The sequence below is a fragment of the Micromonospora sp. LOL_021 genome (assembly GCF_048060215.1).
In the GTDB taxonomy this organism is placed as follows: Bacteria; Actinomycetota; Actinomycetes; order Mycobacteriales; family Micromonosporaceae; genus Micromonospora_E.
This window is the reverse complement of the sequence record NZ_JBHMIN010000079.1, coordinates 1-20,007: the sequence shown is the minus strand read 5'-3', so window position 1 is coordinate 20,007 and position 20,007 is coordinate 1. Positions and strand designations below refer to the sequence as shown.

Genomic DNA, 20,007 nt, shown 5'->3' with positions numbered 1-20,007 from the left:
GCGTGGTCGGCGGGGCGGTCGTCGGCGGCGCCGTGGTCGGCGGGGCAGTCGTCGGCGGCGCCGTGGTGACCGGCGGCGGAGTCGTCGGGCCGGTGCCGCCGTTGCACGCCACCCCGTTCAAGGTGAACGCGGTGGGGCTGGAGTAGCTGCCGGTCCACCGCCCGTTGAAGCCGATCGAGGTGGACGCCCCGGTACCCAGGTTGCCGTTCCACGAGGCATTGGTCGCGGTAATCGCGCCAGAACTGCCGCTCCAGTTCGCCGACCAGCCCTGAGTCAGGGTCTGACCGGACGGCAGGGTGAAGCGCAGGCTCCAGCCGTTGACCGGATCCTGCCGATTGTTGATGGTGATGTTGGCGGTGAATCCGCCGGCGCCGGAGCCTTCGTTCCAGGTGTTGGCCTGGTAGGTGACGTTGCAGACCACTGCGGCGTGGGCAGCGGTGGTGGGGATGATCAGGGCTGCGGCGACCAGCGCGGCGGCGCCGCCGGCGGCCAGCAGATTACGGCGTACGGTGCGTCTCGGGACGGATGACATCGCGTTCTCCTACAGATCCGCAGGGCTGCCACCACGAGCCAGGGGTGTCGACTGTCGACCGGATCCGGTCCGGTCTGGGTCGGACGGTGCGGGTCGCACGGTCGAGGACGGTCGACGTGGTGGGCTGGGGAGAGGAGTGCCCGGCGCCGGACGGTGGTCACCCCCGGCTTTCCCCTCGGTCTGAAACGAGCCGCTCGCATTAGCTCCCGGTGCGGCTGAGGCGAATTCTGGCACGCGACAGTGATCGATACAATCACCGGTTCAGCCGGTACCGGCCGCAGCGAATCCGCTCGACCGGGTTGACGTCGTCTGCCAGCATGATCGCCGTGACCAAGCTGAACCAGATCATCGCGGTGGAGAAGGGCGTCAAGAGCAAGTCCTTCGCGGAGCTGACCGAGGCGCACCACGTGGTGCAGAAGCAGCCGCTGCTGTCCGGCATCTCCCGCACCTACCAGCCGAAGGACGAGGAGGGTGAGCAGTTCCCGCCCGAGTCGACCCGGGTGCAGGTACACGCCGAGCAGGTGCTGCGGGACGTGGCGAAGACCCTGACCCGGCTGTTCGACGTGACCGCCACCAAGGACTGGGCGAACACCCGGGCCACCGCCGACGTCGTGGTCGACGGCCGGACGCTGGTCACCGCCGCGCCGGTGTCGTACCTGCTGTTCCTGGAGAAGCAGCTGGTCGACCTGCACACCTTCGTCAAGAAGCTGCCGGTGCTGGATGCGGCCGAGTCGTGGAGACGCGACGAGTCAACCGACTCCTGGCGTACCGAACCGGTGCGTACGGTCAAGACGAAGAAGGTGCCCCGCAACCACGTCAAGGCCGAGGCGACCGACAAACACCCGGCGCAGGTCGAGGTCTACTACGAGGACGTACCGGTCGGCTACTGGACGACGGTGAAGTTCTCCGGTGCGCTGCCGGCCCGGCGGGTCAACGAGTTGCAGGACCGGATCGCGGCGCTGCAGACCGCGGTGAAGTTCGCCCGCGAAGAGGCCAACGGCGCCGAGGTCACCGACCAGCGCATCGGCGACGCGGTCTTCGGTTACCTGTTCGGGTAGTCGCGGACCACCTGCTGCCGGGTACCTTCACAGTGTCCCCCGGACTGAGCCCCGGGGGTGGCCGTCAGCCGGGTACGCACCGGCTGACGGCAGAGGAGCACCAAGCTGAAGCTGACGACGAAACTGACGAAGCGGTCCCAGTGCGGGTTCGAGTCCCGCCCCCGGTACCAGCCACACCGGGGTGGCCCAACTGGCAGAGGCAGCCGCCACACACTCAGGCTCTCGCTCCACGCTCAGCATTCGCCGCCGGTCGTCAGGTCGAGGAGGGACGGACAGGGACAGCTGGATGCTGGTTCGATTCCAGCTCGCGCCTCCACGCGGCGCGGTAGTTTAAGGGCAAAACCCGGCGTCATAAAGAGTGATCCGTCCCGTTGAACGTGCTGGCGACAGCAAATGGGCGGCAGCCCAGAGGCCCGGAGACAGGACAGTTCTCCGGGCCTCGCCATGCCCGGACCTGGTCGCCGTACCTGCGTCGTGGTCGAGTTGCGGCGTCGGCGCTGCCGGTACGCGTGCCGAGGTCGGCGCCGGCGCCGGTCACCGGAGGACCCAGCGTTGATAGGCACCCAGATCGACGTTGCTGCCGCAGACGACCGTGACGACGTGCCGCCCGGCGAAGCGGTCGCGGTCCTCCAGCACAGCGGCGACGCCGAGTGCGGCTGACGGCTCGACGACCAGCCCCGGATGCTCGAGCAGCAGCCGCATGCCCGCGACGATCGACGACTCGCGAACGAGGACGGCGTCGTCGACCACGGTGAGTAGGTCGGCCAGGACCGCTGGGATGGGGAGCCGGCCGGCGACACCATCGGCGATGGTGTCGACCGGCTCGGTGGTGACGACCCGCCGTTCATGCCAGGACCGGGTCATCGCCGGCGCGCCAGCGGGCTGCACGCAGATCACCTCGACGCCGGGGGCCAGGGCCTTCAGGACATGGCCGACACCGCTGGCCATCGCACCGCCGCCCAGGGCAAGCAGCACAGCGTCGAAGTCGGGTACGCCGCCGACCAGCTCAAGGCCGATCGTCGCGGCGCCCTCACAGGTCTCGACATCCAAGCTGTCCTCGACCAGCCGGGCTCCGCGCCGGCGCGCGACCCGCGCGGCCCGCTCCCGGGCCGCTTCGAAGTCGCCGTCGACCAGCTCCAGCGCGGATCCCAGCGCGCGGATCCGGTCGAGCTTGGCCACCGGCGCCGCCCGCGACGCCACGACCGTGACGGCCAGGCCGCGTCGGCGGCCGGACCAACTGAGCGCCTGGCCGAGGTTACCGGCGCTGGCGCAGACCACGTCGGTCCGGCCCTGCCCGGCCAGCCCGCTCGCCACCAGTTCGGCACCCCGGGCCTTGAAGCTGCGGACCGGGTTCGCGGTCTCCAATTTGATGCTCACGGTGCAGCCGAGCTGGCGTCCCAACGTGTCGCACCGGTACAACGGCGTATCGAGGAACACGGGGTCGATCACCCGGCGTGCGGCGTGGATCCGGTCGAGGTCGAGGCGTGTCCTGGGCACGCCGGGACGATACCCGCGGCAGGACCCGGGCACCCGTCCGCTCAGCTCACGTCCGGCCGGAATGTTGATCGACGACAGACAATTTACAACCCCCTCAGTGGGCCGTATCGTCCATTTCATCGGACGACAGCACGGGGGATGTTTGAAATGATCGATTCCAGCATGCCGCGAACCAGCCTGGCGGACAGCCATGTACTCGCGGCCCAGCAGTGGGTCAACGCCACCTATGCCGGCGCGCCGGGATACCTCAGTTGCCCGGAGGACGGGCGCACCGGCTGGCCGACTGTGCTATCGCTGACCCAGGGGCTGCAGTACGAGCTCGGCATCTCGCCCACGGTGCAGAACTTCGGGCCCGGCACCTTCGCCGCGGTCCGCACGCGCAACCGGCTGCCGGCCGAGGAGACCAACACCAACCTGGTCCGCATCTACAACGCCGCGCTGTGGTGCAAGGGCTACTGGGCCGCCACCGACCAAGGGGGCTGGACCGCCGACTCGGAGGACTCGTTCAGTCAGCTCTACGCCGACGCCGGGCTCTCGTACGCCGGTCTGTCGGCCCGCCGGGCGATGTGGCCGCACGTCGCGCGGGCGATGCTTCGGATGGACCAGTTCCGCCTGGTGCCACCGGGCGACGCTGTCGTCCGGGGCATCCAGCAGCGGTTGAACTCGCGCTACGTGGCCGGCGTCGGCATTCCGGCGATGAGCCTGGTGCCCTGCGACGGGATCTACTCCCGGGACGTGCAGCAAGGGCTGATGATGGCCATCCAGTACGAGGTCGGCATCCCGCTGGGCTCGATCAACGGCAACTTCGGGCCGGGTACCCAGGCCGGGCTCCGCGGGGTCGGCTCCGGACGGCTCACCGGCGATCTGCGGTACCTGTTCCGGTCGGCCTGCTACGTCAACTCGCCGACCATGCTGCCGGGCGATCCGCAGTTGCCGCTGGCGTACCACCCGCAGGACATCGACACCGATGTGGAGACCGCCACCCACCTGGCGTGGCTGCGTGCATTTCAGCGTTTCTCGCAGATCGCCGAGAGCGGCACCAACGACTACACCACCTGGGCTCAGCTGCTCGTCTCCTGCGGCGACACCGGCCGGCCCGCCACCGGCTGCGACTGCATCACCGAGATCACCGCGGCCCGCGGCGCCCAGCTCGTCGCGGCCGGCTACCGGATCGTCGGGCGGTACCTCGACGAGCATCTGCCGCCGTCGGACCCGTACTTTCTGGACAAGGCGCTCAAGCCCGGCGAGCCGCAGAACATTCTGGACGCCGGGCTACGGTTCTTCCCGATCTTCCAGTACAACGGCACCCAGCTGGTCAACTTCACCTATCCCAAGGGATACGACCAGGGGCGGATCGCCCATCAGAAGGCCGTCGAGCACCGGATTCCCGCCGGTACCTGCATCTACTTCGCTGTCGACTTCGACGCCCTGGACGTCGACATCGACAGCGGGGTCAAGCCGTACTTCCAAGGGGTGAAGGCGGCGCTCACCGAGTCGGGCGACCGCTACCAGTTCGGAGTCTACGGCTCGCGCAACGTCTGCAGCCGGGTCTCGCAGGAGGTCGGCGCCCGATGGTCGCTGGTTTCCGGGATGTCCTGGGGCTACTCCGGCAATCTCGGCTTCCCGCTACCGGCGAACTGGTCGTTCAACCAGATCCGGGAGTACGAGTTCGCGCCCGGCTGGGGACTGGACCACGACGTCTGGCGGGACGGAGCCGATCCGGGTGTCGCCGCGCTCGTACCCGGCCAGTGAGCGAGGAGCCCGAGATGATCACCAGACGAGTCCTGCTCGGCGGCGCTGTCGGCACCGGTGTGCTCGCCCTGACGCCCACCGGCGCCGCCCACGCGACCGATGTCGCCGAGGCACGAAACGAAATCCACGAGGTATCCGCGAACGGCTGGCGGATCGATCCAACGACCATCGGTGTCCACCGCATCGAGGGGTCCACCGCCTCGGTCGCGCTGCGTCACGGCCCCACCGCCGTGGTACTGCTGTACGTCGCCCGCCGCTGGCACTACGAGATCGGCCCGGTCGACACCGGCGAAGGCGGCGGCGTCGCCGGCTACGCTGCGGACCTCGCGGGACGCATCGCCTTCGAGTCCAACTACCTCTCCGGCACCGCGATCGCCCTGTACCCGACCGCCTATCCACTGGGCGGTAGCGAGTCGCTGTGGCCGCACCAGGAGGCGGTCGTGCGGGACATTCTCGCCGACTGCGAGGGCACCGTGGCGTGGGGCGGTGACCTGTCGCCAGCGACGGCTGCGCATTTTCACGTCACGGTCCGACCCGGTGACCGGGCTCTGACCCGGGTCGCCGCCCGGCTGGGGCCCGGCGTCCACGTTGCCCGCCGGGCACCGGTGGTCGTCGCCGGGTAGGACGACCCCGACGGGCCCGGCCGAGGGTGGCCGGTCACACCGGCCACCCTCTGTCGTCGGGTCGGGGTCAGTCAGTTCACGGGCAGGGCTGCCAGGCCAGGTGGTACATCGTCTCGATGCTGCCGTCCGTCGAGTCCATCGTCAGGAAGCTGACGTCCGTCGACGATCCCTTGCTCAGGCGCAACTCGGTGTTGATGTTGAGGTTGCGGATCTCGCCACACGGATGCCAGACCACGGAGGCGATCGGCACCTCGTCGCTCACCATCCAGTTGTCGTCCAGCGGAGCCGGAATCGGGTGGCTGCTGAAAGTGCCCTGAGTCATTCCCTGGAAGTAGTAGTTGGCCCGCTGTGTGGCGATGGCACCCGGGCTGAGCAGCCCGTAGCCGCGGTAGTCCACCTTCACGATCGCGAAGGTGTAGCCCGCCGGCGCGTGCACCAGCACGTTGAGCTGACAGTTCCGGCGGCCTTCGGTGACCGAGATGCCCGGACCCGCCTGCACCAGGTAGTCGCTGTAGATGGTGGTGAAGGCGGTGTTGTCCGGCGAGACGGCGACGTCGGCGGTACCTGGCCGACAACCGGAACCCGCCATCGCGACCAGATCGATCACAACCTGGTCATCCGGTGGGTCATCCAGGATCCCCTTGGCGGACGCGGGTGCGCCCGAGATCAACGATGAGGCGAGCAACGCAAGCACCACGCCGCCACGCGTCAGCAGTTTGCGCATGAAACCTCCTCCGATGTGTGATGCGACGATGCGTGCGCAACAATCTACGTACAGGCATTGATGCTTGTCAACGTAAATTTAATTGCCACAGGGGGATCGGAAATTGATCGCACGCCATCTCGCCGCCGACCATCCCGATTCAGCCGGCGGAGCTGACAGCGACGCGCCAACCGCGCAAATCGCCCATAGCATGACAAGGTGTGGACCCAATTGCCTCCAATGACCGACTAGTTGATCCCACCGAAACGAGCAAGCGGCACGCGACCAGGGCGGAATCAATATCAACACAACGACCTCGGCAGATACTTGCATGAATCGATGCCCGTCGCTATCATCCTTTCGCAGGACGCCCCGCCGAAGCACTCTGGACCCAATCCCCCATGATCCCAAAGGGCCCAGCAGACAAAGATCCACGGCGCGGTTGTTCCGCAAAGTCGTGTGTGCCCAAGCCGTCATAACCTGAGCCCCGAGGGGAACGGAATGAAAAGAAGCCTCACCGGCGCGAGACACGGAATGTTCGCCGCACTCGGCACGGTTCTCGCGCTGACCCTGACCGCTCCGGCCTATGCCTTCCCGGCGACGTCGAGCGCCGTGCCGGACAGCGACATCACCGTGGAGGTGGTGGCCGCCAGTGGTTCGGGCTGCGCGCCCGGCACGGCCAGGGTGGTCGCCAACCCCGACAACACCGGCTTCCGGATCCGCTACTACGACTTCCTCGCCACCGTTGGTGACGGGGCCGACCCGACCGACAGCCGGAAGAACTGCCAACTCGGTGTGCTCGTCAAGGTGCCGGCGGGCTGGACCTTCGCGGTCGCCACCGCGGACTACCGGGGGCGGGCCCGGATCCCCAGTGGGGCGACCGGCCGGCAGCGGACGAACTACTACTGGCAGGGTTCGTCCGACAACAGACGTACCGACGCCACGTTCGGCGGACCGTACAACGGCTTCTGGGCCACCGCGGACCACGCGCCAGTGCTGGTGTACGTCCCGTGTGGGCAGCAGCGGGTGCTGAACATCAACACCGAGCTGCGAGTGGACGCCGGCACCTCCAGCGGCCGGGCCAGCATGTCGATGACCACGACCGAAGGCAACGTCGACACCCTGTTCAACCTGGACTGGGTCAGGTGCTGACCACCTGATCCGCTAGTCAGCGCCGGGCGCGGGCAGATCGATGCCCACGCCCGGCGCTGTCGTACGCGGTGCCGGACCCGGAGCGAGCAGCGCGGGCGATCTGGTCGACGCCAGCGAACTGGTCACCGCGGCCGAGCTGGTCACCGCCGGCGTCGGCCCGGTGGGCACGGAGAAAGCCGTCGACCGCCGCCGACCAGGGAAAGCCCTCCGCCCGGCGGCGGGCCGCCGCGCGTCGCGCCGCCACCGGTCGGCCGGCCAGTTCGCAGATCGCGTCCGCGTACTCCGACCCGCCGCCGGCCACCGCCAACCCGGCGTCTCCGGTCACCTCCGGTAACGCGCTCTCCGCAGCGACCACCACCGGGGTTCCGCTGGCCAGGGCCTCCAGGGCGGCCAGTCCAAAGGTCTCCACCGGCCCGGGTGCGATCACCACGTCGGCGCTCGCCAGCAGCCGGGCGACCTCGTCGCGGTCGCCGACGTAGTTGGCGAAGTGCACGGTCAGCCCGGCCTCGACGGCGTGTGCGCGCAGACCCGCCTGACGAGGGCCGGTGCCGACGATCACCCCGACGGCGGGTACACCCCGGTCGCGCAGCGCGGCCAGCGCGGCGAGGACCCGCTCCGGGCACTTCTCGGCGGACAGCCGGGCGCAGTGCAGCACCAGCAGTTCACCGTTGGGCGCGTACCGCTCGCGTACCGCCTCGTCGTGCCGACGGGGATGGAACTGGTCGAGATCCACGCCGAGCGGCACCCGGGCCAGGTTGTCCACCCCGATCCGGGTGAACTCACGCGCGGCCCACTCGGTGGTGCACACCACCCGGTCGTACGCGGCGGCGGTCGCCGCGTTGAGCCGGTCGGCGGTCCGCTCGGTGACCCGGTCGGTCAGCTTCGCCGGGCCGGCGGATCGGACACCGAACGGCAACCGCAACAGGCCGTCGAGGGTCTCGTGGGAGACCATCAACGCGGGTACGCCGTGCCGCCGCGCCCACTGTCCGGTCCACCGCAGGGTGGTGCGGTCGGAGACCTCCAGACGGTCCGGGGCGAGCTCGGTGAGCAGGCGGCGTACCCGGGAACGGCCGAGCAGCACCCGGTAGCCGCCGGTGCCGGGCACCACCGGCCCGGCGACGGTGATCACCCGCCCCTGCGCGGTGTCCTCATCCGCGTCGGCCGCCCCCGGCACCACCAGCACCGGCTCGTGGCCGGCGGCCAGGTAGCCGGTGCCGAGTTCCCGCAGCGCGGTCCGTAACCCACCGGAGCTGCCGGTGATGAAATTCGCCAGCCGAACGATCCTCATGATGCCGTCACCATCCGGCCAGCATGGCAACCGCCGGGCCGCGGGCAGGGCACACGGCGGTGACGTGTCGGCGAACTGTGCCCGACGGAAGTCTTCGTCGTCGCCGGCGGGCGGCAGGCGGCGACCTGGTCAGGACCAGCCGTAACCGGCCCGCAACGCCTGGCACACCCGGTCGAACCGGCCCCGGTCGAGGATGGCACCCTCACGCCGGATGCTGTCCTCCCGCATGGTGAGCACCCGGTCGAGCCGGATCCAGCTCGGCCGGCCGTCGTCGCCCCAGGTGCCCAGCGACAGCCAGTGCCGCTGCCCGTCGCGGTCGGACTGGCTGGACAGCATCAGCCCGAACAGGGTGCGGCTGCGCCGGCCCACCACCAGCACCGGGCGGTCCTTGCCCTGCCGGGGGTCCTCCTCGTACGACACCCAGGTCCAGACGATCTCGCCGGGATCGGCGTGTCCGTCCAGCTCGGGTGCGTACGACAGCTGCCGCCGCTGCAACGCAGCCACCTGCCGGCGCCGGGCCAGCTTGGCCGGTGTCGGGCGCCGTTGCGCCGGTACGCGTTGACCGGCCAGCCGGCCAACTGTCGCGGTCACGCCCTGCCACAGTCTTCCCACGACCGACGACCCTATCGGTTGGCACCACCCGCGGTGCGCGACGGGCCGAGCCCGTCGCGCACCGCGGGTCAGCTCCCGGTCTGTCGAATCGTGGTCAGCCGAGCATGCCGAGGACGGTCCGGGCCTGGTGGTTCAGCGCGTTCGCGGCGGTCGGGTCGACCCGGTCGCGCCGATGCGGATGCGCCAGGTGGTGGACGAAGCGCTGCAGGGCCTGCGTCGCCTCGCCGGCGCGGCCCCGGTCGAGGTGCCACTGCGCCTGGCGCAGCGCGGCGGACAGCCGGTGGGTGACCGGTCCGGTGATCGCGCCGTCGCGCCGGAATCCGTCGTACGCGGTCCGCAGCGCGGGCAGGCTGCCCGGTGCCCAGAGCTCCGGCACCGGAACCTGGCCGAAGTCGGTGTCGGCGGCCAGGTAGAAGCCGGGGTACGACGGCTGGTTGTAGGTGGTCTGCTGGCGGGCGACCTCGGCGCGGTACTGCGAGTCGTGCATCAGGGTGTACATCTTGCGGTCGGTCACCTCGGTGCTCAGGTGGATCCGGACCGCGCCGCTGTCGACCGTACGCAGCAGCAGCTCCTCCCGCCAGTCGCCGAAGACGTCGGCGACCAGGCCCGGGTTGCCCTTGGTGTGATTGTTGGCCCGGGTGCCCTCGGCGGTGAGCAGCCGACCCCGACGCCAGTCGTCGATGGTCGGGGTCTGGTCGATCGCGCCGTCGACGATCTGGGTGGTGCCGTCGGCCGCCCACCGGATGCTCATGTTGGTGCCGGGGATCCGCGAGCCGAGCGGCTCGCCGGTGGCGGTGTGCAGACCGAGCCCGCTGACCGCCCACACCTCGTGGCCGGGGCGCCCCGGGTCGACGTCCCCGATCATGCCCCGGCCGGTGTCCACTCCGGAGTACGCGCCGAAGATCACCTCACCGGTGGCGGCGTCGAGCAGTCCGTGCCCGTACGGCGCCCACCGCCCGCCCTCGAAGACCAGGTACGCCTCCAGGCCGGGGCGGTGCGGGTCGATGTCGGTGACGTGCATGGCGTCGCCGTGGCCGAGCCGGGCCATGGTGCCGGGCGCCGCGCTCTGCGGCGGCAGCTGCGCGAACGCGCTGTACAGCAGGCTCCCGTCGTCATCGATGGTGGCCGCGCCGTAGACGATCTCGTGCCGGCCGTCGCCGTCGACGTCGGCCGCGCTGATCGAGTGCTGCCCCTGGGTGGTGATGGTGGCGAACTCGGCGTCGGTGCCGTCGCGGCCGTGCGGTGAGTCGTTGAACGGGTTGGTCATCGGCGTCCAGCCGCTGTCGACGTACCACTGCTCGGTGAGCCGGTGCCCGTCCCAGTCGTAAGCGACCAGAGTTGACCGGGTGTAGTAGCCGCGAGCGAAGACCGCCGACGGCCGGCGGCCGTCCAGGTAGGCCACTGCGGCGAGGAACCGGTCGACCCGGTTGCCCGGCTCGATTCGCGACATCGCGTAGTCGCCCCACATCAGGCCGTCGTCGTGCCGGCCGGGTTTGTACCGGATCGTCTGCAGTTCCCGCCCGGTGGCGCCGTCGAACACCGTGAGGTACTCGGGGCCGTCGACGATGAAGCCTTCGAAGGCGCGCAGGTTGTTGCGGCTGCTGCGGGCCGGGGCGTAGACGTCGACGAAGTGGTCGGCGAGGGCCCGCGCGTCGGCCCGGGACAGCGGATACTCGTACGCCGGGTCGATGCCGAACGCCGCTTCCAGGGTGGCCGGCCAGTTGCCGGCGACCACCTCCGGGTGGGCATGCCAGCCCTGGAACACGGCCACCAGGTGGTCGTGGTAGTCGGCGGCGGACATCCGGTAGTCGTCGCGGTGCGAGTAGCCGGCCCGCCGGTCGGATTCCGGCATGGTGACGTAGCGTTCCCCGGCGACCCGGCCGTCCGGGCGGTAGCTGATCGTCCTGGTGCCGGGGGCGGTCTTGAGCATCATCTCCGAGCGGCCGTCGCCGTCGAAGTCGTAGACCAGGAACTGGGTGTAGTGGGCACCGGCCCGGATGTTGACGCCGAGGTCGATGCGGTGCAGCAGGGTGCCGTCCAGCCGGTACGTGTCGAGGTAGACGGGTCCGGTGTAGCCGACCTGGGAGACGTCCTTGGAGTTGGACGGGTCCCACTTGACGATGAACTCGTACCGCCCGTCGCCGTCGACGTCGCCGACGCTCATGTCGTTGGCCGAGTAGGTGTACGCCTCGCCGGCCGGGGTGACCCCGTCGGCGGGTCGACGCAGCGGCAGGTCGTGGTAGGCCTGCGACCACGGGTGCACCGCGTCGCTGCGGTCGACCTCCACGCCGTCGACCACGGCGGCGACCTGGTAGCCGGCGCCGGTCGCAGGATCAGTGTCCAGGTAGTTGGTGCTGTCGGTGACGGTGGCCAGCCGCCGGCCGTCCCGGTAGACGTGGAAGTCGGCGCCGGTCATGCCGGTGGTGCCGGAGCCGGTCACCTCGTGCCCGAGCAGCCGCCAGCTGAGGAAGACACCGTGGTCGGTGGCGGCGGCGACCAGGCCGCGGTCGAGATGTTCGAGCTGGGTGGCGTCGGGGTGGCCACCACCGGCCGGTCCGTCGGGGTCCCGGACATCGTCGGCCCGGTCGGCGGGCGCGGCGCCGGCCGGTACGCCGAGGGTCAGGGTGAGGACGCTGGCGAGCAACGCCACGGTGGTGGGTGGACGGTGGGGACGGCGACGTCGGGTACGACGGTTCATCCGGATTCTCCTCGGTCGACGGGCGGCCCGGCCGGTTCTGGCCGACCGGCCGGCCGAGTGACGGTGTTCGGCACCCGTGACAGTCAATGAAACGATACAAGCCACTGAAGGCTATGGATGGGTTCAGCGGCGTGTCAAGGCGGGCTTTCGCAGGATGAACCGTTACATTCGGACTGCGGACCGACCCGACGCGTACCACGGTCACCTGAGGTCATCGAGTTGTGACCCCTGCAGCGATCGACTAGGGTCGGTGCACCGATCCGCAGCCAGTCGCGGCATCATCCGGCGGCACCACGCAGTTGGCGATGTGCACCAGCCCCGACGTGCACCATCCCGTCGACGCAACCCGGCCCGTCAAGCCCGTAACGGCGACAACGAGGTAGGAGACAGACGGTGAATCCCTCCCCAGCGTTCCCGCACCGGCGGCGATCCGCGCGTACCACCCGGTCGGCCGCACGCGCGACGAGCCTCGCCGCCGTCGCGGCGCTCGCGCTGGCCGGCTGCTCGGCCGGCGAGTCCCTGGAGACTGACGACGGGCCGGCCACCTCCGACGGCACCCTGGTGGTGGCCATCTCCAGCGAGCCGGACAGCCTGGACGTGCACGTCTCCACCGCGTCGCCCACCTTCCTGGTAATGGAGAACGTCTACGACACCTTGGTGGAGCCGGCCCCCGACCTGAGCTTCCAACCCGCGCTGGCCACCGAGTGGGAGGTCAGCGAGGACCTGCTCACCTGGACCTTCCAGTTGCGCGACGGCGTGACCTGGCACAACGGCCGGGAGTTCACCGCCAGCGACGTGGTGGCCAGCTTCGAACGGATCACCGACGCGGAGACCGCCGCGAACGCCTGGCGGTTCACCACCGTCGACGAGGTACGCGAGGTCGACGACCGTACGGTGGAGTTCGTCCTCAACCAGCCGACCCCCAACCTGCTGGCCAACATCGGCGGGTTCAAGGGGATGGCGATCGTCGCCCCCGAGCTGGTCGACGGCGACGGGCTGACCACCGACGCGATCGGCACCGGGCCGTTCCGGTTCGTCAGCTACACACCCGGTGACCGGATCGTGCTGGAGGCCAACCCGGACTACTGGGGCGACGGTCCGTACGTCGACCGGGTCGAGTTCCGGTTCGTCTCCGAGCCGACCACCGCGCTGACCAACCTGCGCACCGGCGCCGTACACCTGACCAACAACGTGCCGGCCCAGGAGATCGCCACGCTGCGCGACGATCCCGACGTCGAGCTGGGCCAGCAGGCCAGCAACGACTACTGGTACTTCACCTGCAACTTCGACCGGCCGCCGTTCGACGACATCGACGTACGTCGGGCGCTGTCGTTCGCCATCGACCGCGAACAGGTGGCCCAGGCCGCCTTCTTCGACGCCGCGACCCCGGTGCAGTCGGCGATGCCACCGGGCAACTTCTGGGCCACCGACTACGCCCCGTTCAGCCACGATCCGGACCAGGCCCGGGAGCTGCTCGCCGACGCCGGCGTCACCGACCTCACCGTCGACCTGATGCTGACCAACGAGTACCCGCACACCCTGGCCGCCGCCGAGGTGATCGCCAGCCAGTGGAGCGACGTCGGCGTCGACACCGAGATCCGTACCCTCGACTTCGCCAGCTGGCTCGACGAGCAGGGCAACGGCAGCTACGACTGCTACGTCCTCGGCTGGCTGAACAACCTCGACGGCGAGTACGCCTACTACGCCCAGCACCACTCCGCCGGCTCGTTCAACTTCCACGGCTACGCCAACCCGCAGGTCGACCAGTTCCTCGACCAGGCCCGGGCCAGCGTCGAGGACACCGAACGGCGCGACCTCTACCACCAGGCGGCCAAGCTGATCATCGACGAGGTCAGCTACGGCTACCTGTACAGCCCGCAGGCCACGCTGGCCTGGGCACCGCAGGTGTCCGGCGTGGAGATGCACCCGGACGGCAAGACCCGGCTGCGGACCGTACGGTTGGCCGACTGAGCGGGCGCGATGTCGCGCTTCCTGCTGTGGCGGGCGTTGCAGACGGTCGTCGCGATGCTCGGGGTCAGCGTCGCGGTCTTCCTGATCGTTCAGCTGGTGCCGGGTGACCCGATCCGGCTGGCCCTGGGCACCCGCTTCGACGAGGAGCTGTACCAGGCGATGCGGGCCCGCGCCGGGCTGGACCAGCCGCTGCTGACCCAGTACGGTGGCTGGCTGGCCCGCGCGGTCACCGGCGACCTGGGGGTCAGCTTCCGCAGCGGTGAGCCGGTCACCCGGCTGCTGCTGGCCCGGCTCGGCCCGACCAGCCTGCTCGCCGGCGCGGCGCTCGCCGTCGCGCTGGCGATCGCGCTGCCGTTGGGCATCGTCTCCGCGGTGCGCTCCGGTTCGCTGGTGGACCGGATCGCCACCGGGTTCAGCCAGCTGTGGATCTCGGTGCCGGACTTCTGGAGCGGGATCATGTACATCCTGCTCTTCGCGCTGCTGCTGGGCTGGCTGCCGGCCTCGGGCTACGTGTCGCCGTTGGACGATCCGGTCCGGGCGGCACACCACCTGGTGCTACCGGCGATGACCGTGGGGCTGATCTCCGGTTCGGTGCTGACCCGGTTCGTCCGCTCGGCGGTGCTGGAGGCGCTGCATCAGGACTACGCCCGTACCGCCCGGGCCAAGGGGCTGTCCCGCTGGCAGACGGTCCGCCGGCACGTGCTGCCCAACGCCTGGATCTCCATCGTGACCGCCGTCGGCCTGCAGCTCGGCTTTCTGCTCGGCGGAGTGGTGATCGTCGAGGTGATCTTCGAGTGGCCGGGCCTGGGCCGGTTGGCGTACGACGCGGTCGTCCGACGCGACTACAGTCTGCTGCAGGGCGCGGTGCTGGCCATCGCGCTGATGTTCCTGGTGGTCAACTTCCTGGTGGACCTGCTCTACGGCTACCTCGACCCGCGGGTACGGCGCCGATGACCCGCCGACTGGTCCTGTTGCTGCTGGGCAACCGGCTGGCCCTGGCCGGGCTGCTGGTGCTGGCCGTGCTGGCGACGGTCGCCGTGGTCGGGCCGTGGCTGGCCCCGTACGACCCGAACGAGGTGGACGTGCCGGGCCGGCTGGCCGCCCCGTCGTGGGCGCACCCGTTCGGCACCGACAACCTCGGCCGCGATGTGCTGAGCCGGGTGCTGGTCGGTGCCCGGGTGTCGCTGCAGGTCGGGTTCGTCGCGGTCGGCATCTCGCTGACCGCCGGGCTGCTGATCGGGCTGGTCGCCGGCTTCTACTCCGGCGCGACGGACGCGCTGCTGATGCGCACCATGGACGTGCTGTTCGCGTTCCCGGCGATCCTGCTGGCGATCGCGGTGCTGGCCATCCTCGGCCCGGGCATCACCAACGCGATGATCGCCATCGGCATCGTCTACACGCCGATCTTCGCCCGGATCGTGCGGGCCGCGACGCTCGTCGTCTCGGCCCAGCTGTACGTCCGGGCGGCGCGGGCTGTCGGCGCCGGCGATCTGCGGATCCTCCTGCGCCATGTGCTGCCGAACATCGCCGCGCCGGTGATCGTGCAGACGTCGCTGAGCCTGGCGTTCGCGATCCTGGCCGAGGCGGCGCTGTCGTTCCTCGGCCTGGGCGTGCAGCGACCCGATCCGGCCTGGGGCCGGATGCTCGCCGAGGGCCGCGACTTCGTCAGTCAGGCACCGTGGATGGGCATCTTCCCCGGTCTGGCGATCTTCGCGACCGTGCTGGCGTTCAACGTGGTCGGCGATGGGCTGCGCGACGCGCTCGACCCACGGCAACGGTCGGTCATCGAGTCGAGGGGGCAGGGCTGATGGCCGGCGACCCGGTGCTGTCGGTACGGGACCTGACGGTGCGCATCGGCACCCGACGGGGCGTGGCGAGGGTGGTCAACGGGGTGAGCTACGACGTGCACCCGGGCGAGACGTTGGCCATCGTCGGCGAGTCGGGGTCCGGCAAGTCCGTCGCCGCGCTGGCGGTCCTCGGCCTGCTCGACGAGGCGGCCACCGTCGCCGGGCAGGTGCTGCTGGACGGTGTGGATCTGCTGGCCGCCGGGGAGCGACAGCTGCGACGGATCCGGGGCAACGAGATCGCGATGGTCTTCCAGGACCCGATGACCTCGCTCAACCCGGTCAAGACGATCGGGTCGCAGCTGGTCGAGCCGATCGAGCTGCACGGCGTGGCCACCGGCGCGGCGGCCCGCGACCGGGCGGTGGAGCTGCTCGAACAGGTCGGGCTGCCGGACGCCCGGGACCGGCTCGGCGACTACCCGCACCGGTTCTCCGGCGGGATGCGCCAGCGGGTCATGATCGCGATGGCGCTGGCCTGTGAGCCGAAGGTGCTGCTCGCCGACGAGGCGACCACCGCGCTGGACGTCACCACCCAGGCGCAGATCCTCGAGGTGGTCGCCGGGCTGCAGCGGCGGCTGGGCCTCGCGGTCGTATGGATCACCCACGATCTTGGGGTGGTGGCCGGGATCGCCGACCGGGTCGCGGTCATGTACGCCGGCCGGATCCTGGAGCAGGCACCGGTCGATGAGCTGTACGCCGCGCCCCGGCACCCGTACACGATGGGGTTGTTGGCGGCGGTGCCCCGGGTCGGCACCGAGCGGCCGCGCCGGCTGACGACGATCCCCGGTCAACCGCCGGACCCGACGGCGCTGCCGCCGGGCTGCGCGTTCCATCTGCGTTGCGGCTACCGGCACGATCCACGGGCGGCCACCGAGGTGCCGCCGCTGCGCGCGGTCGGCCCGGGGCACCGGGTGGCCTGCTTCTACGACGTCGACGGTGGCACCGCCACCGGCACGGACGGTGCGCGTGACTGAGCAGCCGCTGTTGAGCGTGACCGACCTGCGGGTGCACTTCCCGGTCGCCGCTGGTGGGGTACGCCGCCGGCCGGATGCGGTGGTCCGGGCGGTCGACGGGGTGACCTTCACCGTCGCGGCCGGCGAGACACTCGGGCTGGTCGGCGAGTCGGGGTGCGGCAAGAGCACCACCGGGCTGGGCCTGCTGCGGCTGGTCGAACCCACCGGTGGGCGGGTCAGTATGCGGGGCACCGAGGTCACCGCGCTGCGTCGGCGGGACCTGCGGGCGATGCGCCGGCAGGTCACGATGATCTTCCAGGATCCGTACGCGTCGCTGGACCCCCGGATGACGATCGGTTCGGTCGTCGCCGAGCCGTTGGCGGTACACGGCCTGCACCGGGGGTCACGGGCCCGCCGGCACCGCGTCGGTGAGCTGCTGGAACTCGTCGGCCTCGACCCGGATCACGCGCACCGGCACCCGCACGAGTTCTCCGGCGGGCAGCGCCAGCGGGTGGGTATCGCCCGCGCGTTGGCCTGTGAGCCCGAGCTGATCGTCGCGGACGAGCCGATCGCCGCGCTCGACGTGTCGATCCAGGCGCAGATCATCAACCTGTTGGAGGACCTGCGCGACGAGCTGGGGCTGGCGTACCTGTTCATCGCCCACGACCTGGCTGCGGTCGGGCACCTCAGTGACCGGATCGCGGTGATGTATCTCGGCCGCATCGTGGAGGTGGCCGACCGGGCGACGCTGTTCGCCCGGCCGGCGCACCCCTACACCCGGGCGCTGCTGTCCGCGGTGCCGCTGCCCGACCCGGTCGCCGAGCGGGCCCGGGAACGGATCATCCTGCGGGGTTCGGTGCCGTCTCCCGCCGACCCGCCGAGTGGCTGCAACTTCCGGACCCGCTGCCCGGCGGCGTTCGACCGGTGCGCCGTCGACGATCCGGTGCTCACCGTGCGCGGCGACGGCCACCTGGCCGCCTGCCACTTGCCGGACGACGCCGCCGGCTGAACCGAACCCGGGTCGGTCAGTGGCCTGCGGAGTGTATGACGGCCCGGTACCGGCTCAGTCGACGCGGGTCGCGGCCTCGGCGGCGGCCAGCCGACGCCGCAGATGTTCCCGGTCCGGTTCGGTGCCGGCCAGGTCCGCCGCCTGCCGGTAGGCGTCGGCCGCATCGGCGTACCGGCCGAGCCGGTGCAGCAGGTCGGCCCGGGCCGCCGGGAGCGGGTGGTACGCCTGTAGGCGCGGATCGGCGGCCAGGTCGTCGAGCAGGGCCAGACCGGCTGCCGGGCCGTCCCGCATGGCCACCGCCACTGCCCGGTTCAGCGCCACCACCGGCGACGGTGCCACCCTCAGCAGTACGTCGTAGAGGGCGACGATCTGCGGCCAGTCGGTGCCGGCGACGTCGGGCGCCTCGTCGTGCAGCGCGGCGATGGCAGCCTGCAGCCCGTACGGGCCAGGTGCGCCGCCGGTCAACGCCGTGCGGGCCAACGCACAGCCTTCCCCGATCATTGGACGGTCCCACCGACGCCGGTCCTGCTCGTCGAGGAGCACGGGCACCCCGTCCGGTCCGGTCCGGGTATGTCGGCGGGCGTGCACCAGCAGCAGCAGACCGAGCAGTCCGGCGGTCTCCCGTTGCGCGGGCAGCAACCGGTGCAGGATGCGGGCCAGCCGGATGGCCTCCTCGGCCAGGTCCAGGCGTTGCAGGCGGGGACCGGAGCTGGCCGCGTAGCCCTCGGTGAAGATCGAGTACACCGCCTGCAGGACACCGGGAAGCCGCTGCGGCAACTCGTCGGCACCGGGCACCCGGAACGGGATCCGCGCGTCGCGGATCTTGCGTTTCGCCCGGACGATCCGCTGGGCCATGGTCGCCTCCGGTACCAGGAAGGCCCGGGCCACCTCGGCGGTGGTCAACCCGCCGAGGCAGCGCAGGGTCAGCGCCACCCGGTCCTCGGCGGTCAGCGCCGGGTGGGCGCAGGTGAAGAACAGGGCGAGCCGGTCGTCGGGCAGGTCCCGGTCGACGTCCGCCGCCGGAGCCGGGTCGGCCCGGTCCGCCTCGGTCTGCAGCACCGCGATCCGCAGGGCCAACGCCCGGTCGCGGCGGATCCGGTCGACGGCCCGGCGGCGAGCGGTGGTCAGCAGCCACGCGCCGGGACGGGTCGGCACCCCGGAGACCGGCCAGTGCGTCAGCGCCGCCTCGATGGCCTCGGCAGCGGACTCCTCGGCCAGGTGCAGGTCACCGAAGCGGCGTACCAGAGTGGCGAGCAGCCGGCCGTGTTCCTCGCGGAACACGGCCGCCACCGACGCGCGTACCGCCGCCGGGTCCGTTCCCGGGGCCCGGGCGGCTGGGTGGTCCTGCGGCTCGCCGCCGGCCATCCCGGTCAGAGCCCGAAGTCGGCGATCGGACGCACCTGCACCGATCCCCCGTCGCGGGCGCCGGGCGAGCGGGCCGCCCAGTCCAGCGCGACGTCCAGGTTTGGTACGTCGATGACGTCGTACCCGCCGAGCACCTCACGGCTCTCGGCGAACGGACCGTCGGTGACGATCCGTTGTCCGTCGACGTCGACCTTGACCGAGGTGCAGGTGGTCAGGTCGGCCAGGGCGTTGCCGCTGACCCAGATGCCGGCGTCCTTCATCTGCTTGTCGTAGGCCATCCAGTCCTCGACGGTGCACTGCGCCCCGGGCTGGTCCGGGCCGTCGGTCGGCGCACTGACGAACAACAGCATGTACTTCATGTCGGGCTCCTCGCAGGTGGTGGTGTTGTCGTACGCCATGACGACGATCGGCGGGCCGGCGGATCGACAGCTGATCCGGCGAATCCTGCCGTGACCGGCGACCTACTCGGAGTCGGCCAGGATGGCATACAGCTTACGGCGGGTCTCGTCGAGTACGGCCAGGGCCCGCTCCCGCTGCTCGGCGGTACCGTTCAACATCACGTGTCGCAGGGCGTGCAACGTCTGCATACCGGATTCGCGCACGTCGTGCCAGCTCTCCACGGTCTCCGGGGCGAGCTCGGTCCACGGCGCCTGCTCGGCGGCCTGCTCGGCCTCGGGGCGGCCGGCGTCGGTCAACGCGTACTGCCGGCGGCTGCCGCCGGCCGCGTCCACGGTCCCGACGACCAGCCCTTCGTCCTCGAGCAGCTGCAGGGTGGGATAGATCGATCCCGGGCTCGGTCGCCAGGCACCGCCGGTACGGGAGTCGAGTTCCCGGATCATCTCGTACCCGTGCATTGGTCCCTCGACGAGCAGGGCGAGCACAGCGGCACGCACGTTCGGCCGGCGCCGGCCGCGTCCGCCGCCCCGGCCCCGCCGCGGGCCGCCGCCGCC

The 20,007-nt window shown here is 70.8% G+C and carries 18 protein-coding genes; 9 read left to right on the top strand and 9 right to left on the bottom strand.

The annotated features are described in order from the left end of the window. Positions 1 to 532: cellulose binding domain-containing protein (locus ACFHWT_RS29645; protein ID WP_416597956.1), on the bottom strand; the 532-nt coding region annotated here is incomplete at its 3' end. Positions 533 to 858: 326 nt separating this feature from the next. Between ACFHWT_RS29645 and ACFHWT_RS29640 the strand changes: the two genes are divergently transcribed. Then, positions 859 to 1,590: a hypothetical protein gene (locus tag ACFHWT_RS29640; RefSeq protein ID WP_416597955.1), complete on the top strand. Its 732-nt coding sequence runs from the start codon at positions 859 to 861 to the stop codon at positions 1,588 to 1,590. 534 nt (positions 1,591 to 2,124) lie between these two features. On the opposite strand, the gene ACFHWT_RS29635 is transcribed toward ACFHWT_RS29640, so the two are convergent. Further along, entirely contained in the window at positions 2,125 to 3,087 is a 963-nt protein-coding gene (locus ACFHWT_RS29635) for a threonine ammonia-lyase (protein ID WP_416597954.1), read from the bottom strand. A 147-nt stretch (positions 3,088 to 3,234) separates the two neighbouring features. Between ACFHWT_RS29635 and ACFHWT_RS29630 the strand changes: the two genes are divergently transcribed. Together ACFHWT_RS29630 and ACFHWT_RS29625 are read left to right on the top strand one after the other, a co-directional pair. Continuing rightward, a complete protein-coding gene (locus ACFHWT_RS29630; protein ID WP_416597953.1) occupies positions 3,235 to 4,839 on the top strand; it encodes a glycoside hydrolase domain-containing protein in 1,605 nt (534 codons plus the stop codon). 14 nt (positions 4,840 to 4,853) lie between these two features. Next, the gene (locus ACFHWT_RS29625; protein WP_416597952.1) at positions 4,854 to 5,462 is read left to right on the top strand and encodes a hypothetical protein; all 609 of its coding nucleotides are present in this window, start codon (positions 4,854 to 4,856) and stop codon (positions 5,460 to 5,462) included. Positions 5,463 to 5,538: 76 nt separating this feature from the next. Here ACFHWT_RS29625 and ACFHWT_RS29620 read toward each other — a convergent pair whose 3' ends face one another. Then, positions 5,539 to 6,186: a DUF4360 domain-containing protein gene (locus ACFHWT_RS29620; protein WP_416597951.1), complete on the bottom strand. Its 648-nt coding sequence runs from the start codon at positions 6,184 to 6,186 to the stop codon at positions 5,539 to 5,541. Between the two features lie 480 nt (positions 6,187 to 6,666). Between ACFHWT_RS29620 and ACFHWT_RS29615 the strand changes: the two genes are divergently transcribed. Then, positions 6,667 to 7,317: a DUF4360 domain-containing protein gene (locus ACFHWT_RS29615; RefSeq protein ID WP_416597950.1), complete on the top strand. Its 651-nt coding sequence runs from the start codon at positions 6,667 to 6,669 to the stop codon at positions 7,315 to 7,317. Between the two features lie 16 nt (positions 7,318 to 7,333). Here the strand turns inward: ACFHWT_RS29615 and ACFHWT_RS29610 are convergent, their stop codons facing one another. The 3 genes from ACFHWT_RS29610 to ACFHWT_RS29600 all read right to left on the bottom strand — a co-directional run bounded on the left by ACFHWT_RS29610 (position 7,334) and on the right by ACFHWT_RS29600 (position 11,915). Then, entirely contained in the window at positions 7,334 to 8,605 is a 1,272-nt protein-coding gene (locus tag ACFHWT_RS29610; protein WP_416597949.1) for a glycosyltransferase, read from the bottom strand. A 129-nt stretch (positions 8,606 to 8,734) separates the two neighbouring features. After that, positions 8,735 to 9,208, bottom strand: a complete 474-nt coding sequence (locus ACFHWT_RS29605; protein WP_416597957.1) for a type II toxin-antitoxin system PemK/MazF family toxin — start codon at positions 9,206 to 9,208, stop codon at positions 8,735 to 8,737. A 103-nt stretch (positions 9,209 to 9,311) separates the two neighbouring features. Then, positions 9,312 to 11,915: a rhamnogalacturonan lyase gene (locus tag ACFHWT_RS29600; RefSeq protein ID WP_416597948.1), complete on the bottom strand. Its 2,604-nt coding sequence runs from the start codon at positions 11,913 to 11,915 to the stop codon at positions 9,312 to 9,314. Positions 11,916 to 12,308: 393 nt separating this feature from the next. Here ACFHWT_RS29600 and ACFHWT_RS29595 point away from each other — a divergent pair, with 393 nt between their 5' ends. Genes ACFHWT_RS29595 through ACFHWT_RS29575 form a run of 5 tightly spaced genes read left to right on the top strand, consistent with a single transcriptional unit; the run spans position 12,309 to position 17,692 of the window. Then, positions 12,309 to 13,886 (top strand): ABC transporter substrate-binding protein, encoded by a 1,578-nt coding sequence (locus tag ACFHWT_RS29595; RefSeq protein ID WP_416597947.1) that lies wholly within the window; start codon positions 12,309 to 12,311, stop codon positions 13,884 to 13,886. Between the two features lie 9 nt (positions 13,887 to 13,895). After that, positions 13,896 to 14,840: an ABC transporter permease gene (locus ACFHWT_RS29590; RefSeq protein ID WP_416597946.1), complete on the top strand. Its 945-nt coding sequence runs from the start codon at positions 13,896 to 13,898 to the stop codon at positions 14,838 to 14,840. Further along, positions 14,837 to 15,694, top strand: coding sequence for an ABC transporter permease (locus ACFHWT_RS29585; protein WP_416597945.1), 858 nt, complete (start codon positions 14,837 to 14,839; stop codon positions 15,692 to 15,694). Before ACFHWT_RS29590 ends, ACFHWT_RS29585 begins: the two co-directional genes overlap by 4 nt. After that, positions 15,694 to 16,704 (top strand): ABC transporter ATP-binding protein, encoded by a 1,011-nt coding sequence (locus tag ACFHWT_RS29580; RefSeq protein ID WP_416597944.1) that lies wholly within the window; start codon positions 15,694 to 15,696, stop codon positions 16,702 to 16,704. Before ACFHWT_RS29585 ends, ACFHWT_RS29580 begins: the two co-directional genes overlap by 1 nt. Next, entirely contained in the window at positions 16,691 to 17,692 is a 1,002-nt protein-coding gene (locus ACFHWT_RS29575) for an ABC transporter ATP-binding protein (RefSeq protein WP_416597943.1), read from the top strand. Before ACFHWT_RS29580 ends, ACFHWT_RS29575 begins: the two co-directional genes overlap by 14 nt. Positions 17,693 to 17,746: 54 nt before the next feature. Here the strand turns inward: ACFHWT_RS29575 and ACFHWT_RS29570 are convergent, their stop codons facing one another. From ACFHWT_RS29570 to ACFHWT_RS29560, 3 genes are all read right to left on the bottom strand, one after another. Continuing rightward, positions 17,747 to 19,057, bottom strand: a complete 1,311-nt coding sequence (locus tag ACFHWT_RS29570) for an RNA polymerase sigma factor (protein ID WP_416597942.1) — start codon at positions 19,055 to 19,057, stop codon at positions 17,747 to 17,749. Positions 19,058 to 19,062: 5 nt separating this feature from the next. Beyond that, a complete protein-coding gene (locus ACFHWT_RS29565) occupies positions 19,063 to 19,416 on the bottom strand; it encodes a YciI family protein (RefSeq protein ID WP_416597941.1) in 354 nt (117 codons plus the stop codon). A gap of 102 nt (positions 19,417 to 19,518) precedes the next feature. Next, positions 19,519 to 20,007 (bottom strand): PadR family transcriptional regulator (locus tag ACFHWT_RS29560; protein ID WP_416597940.1); only part of this gene is annotated, 489 nt, incomplete at its 5' end.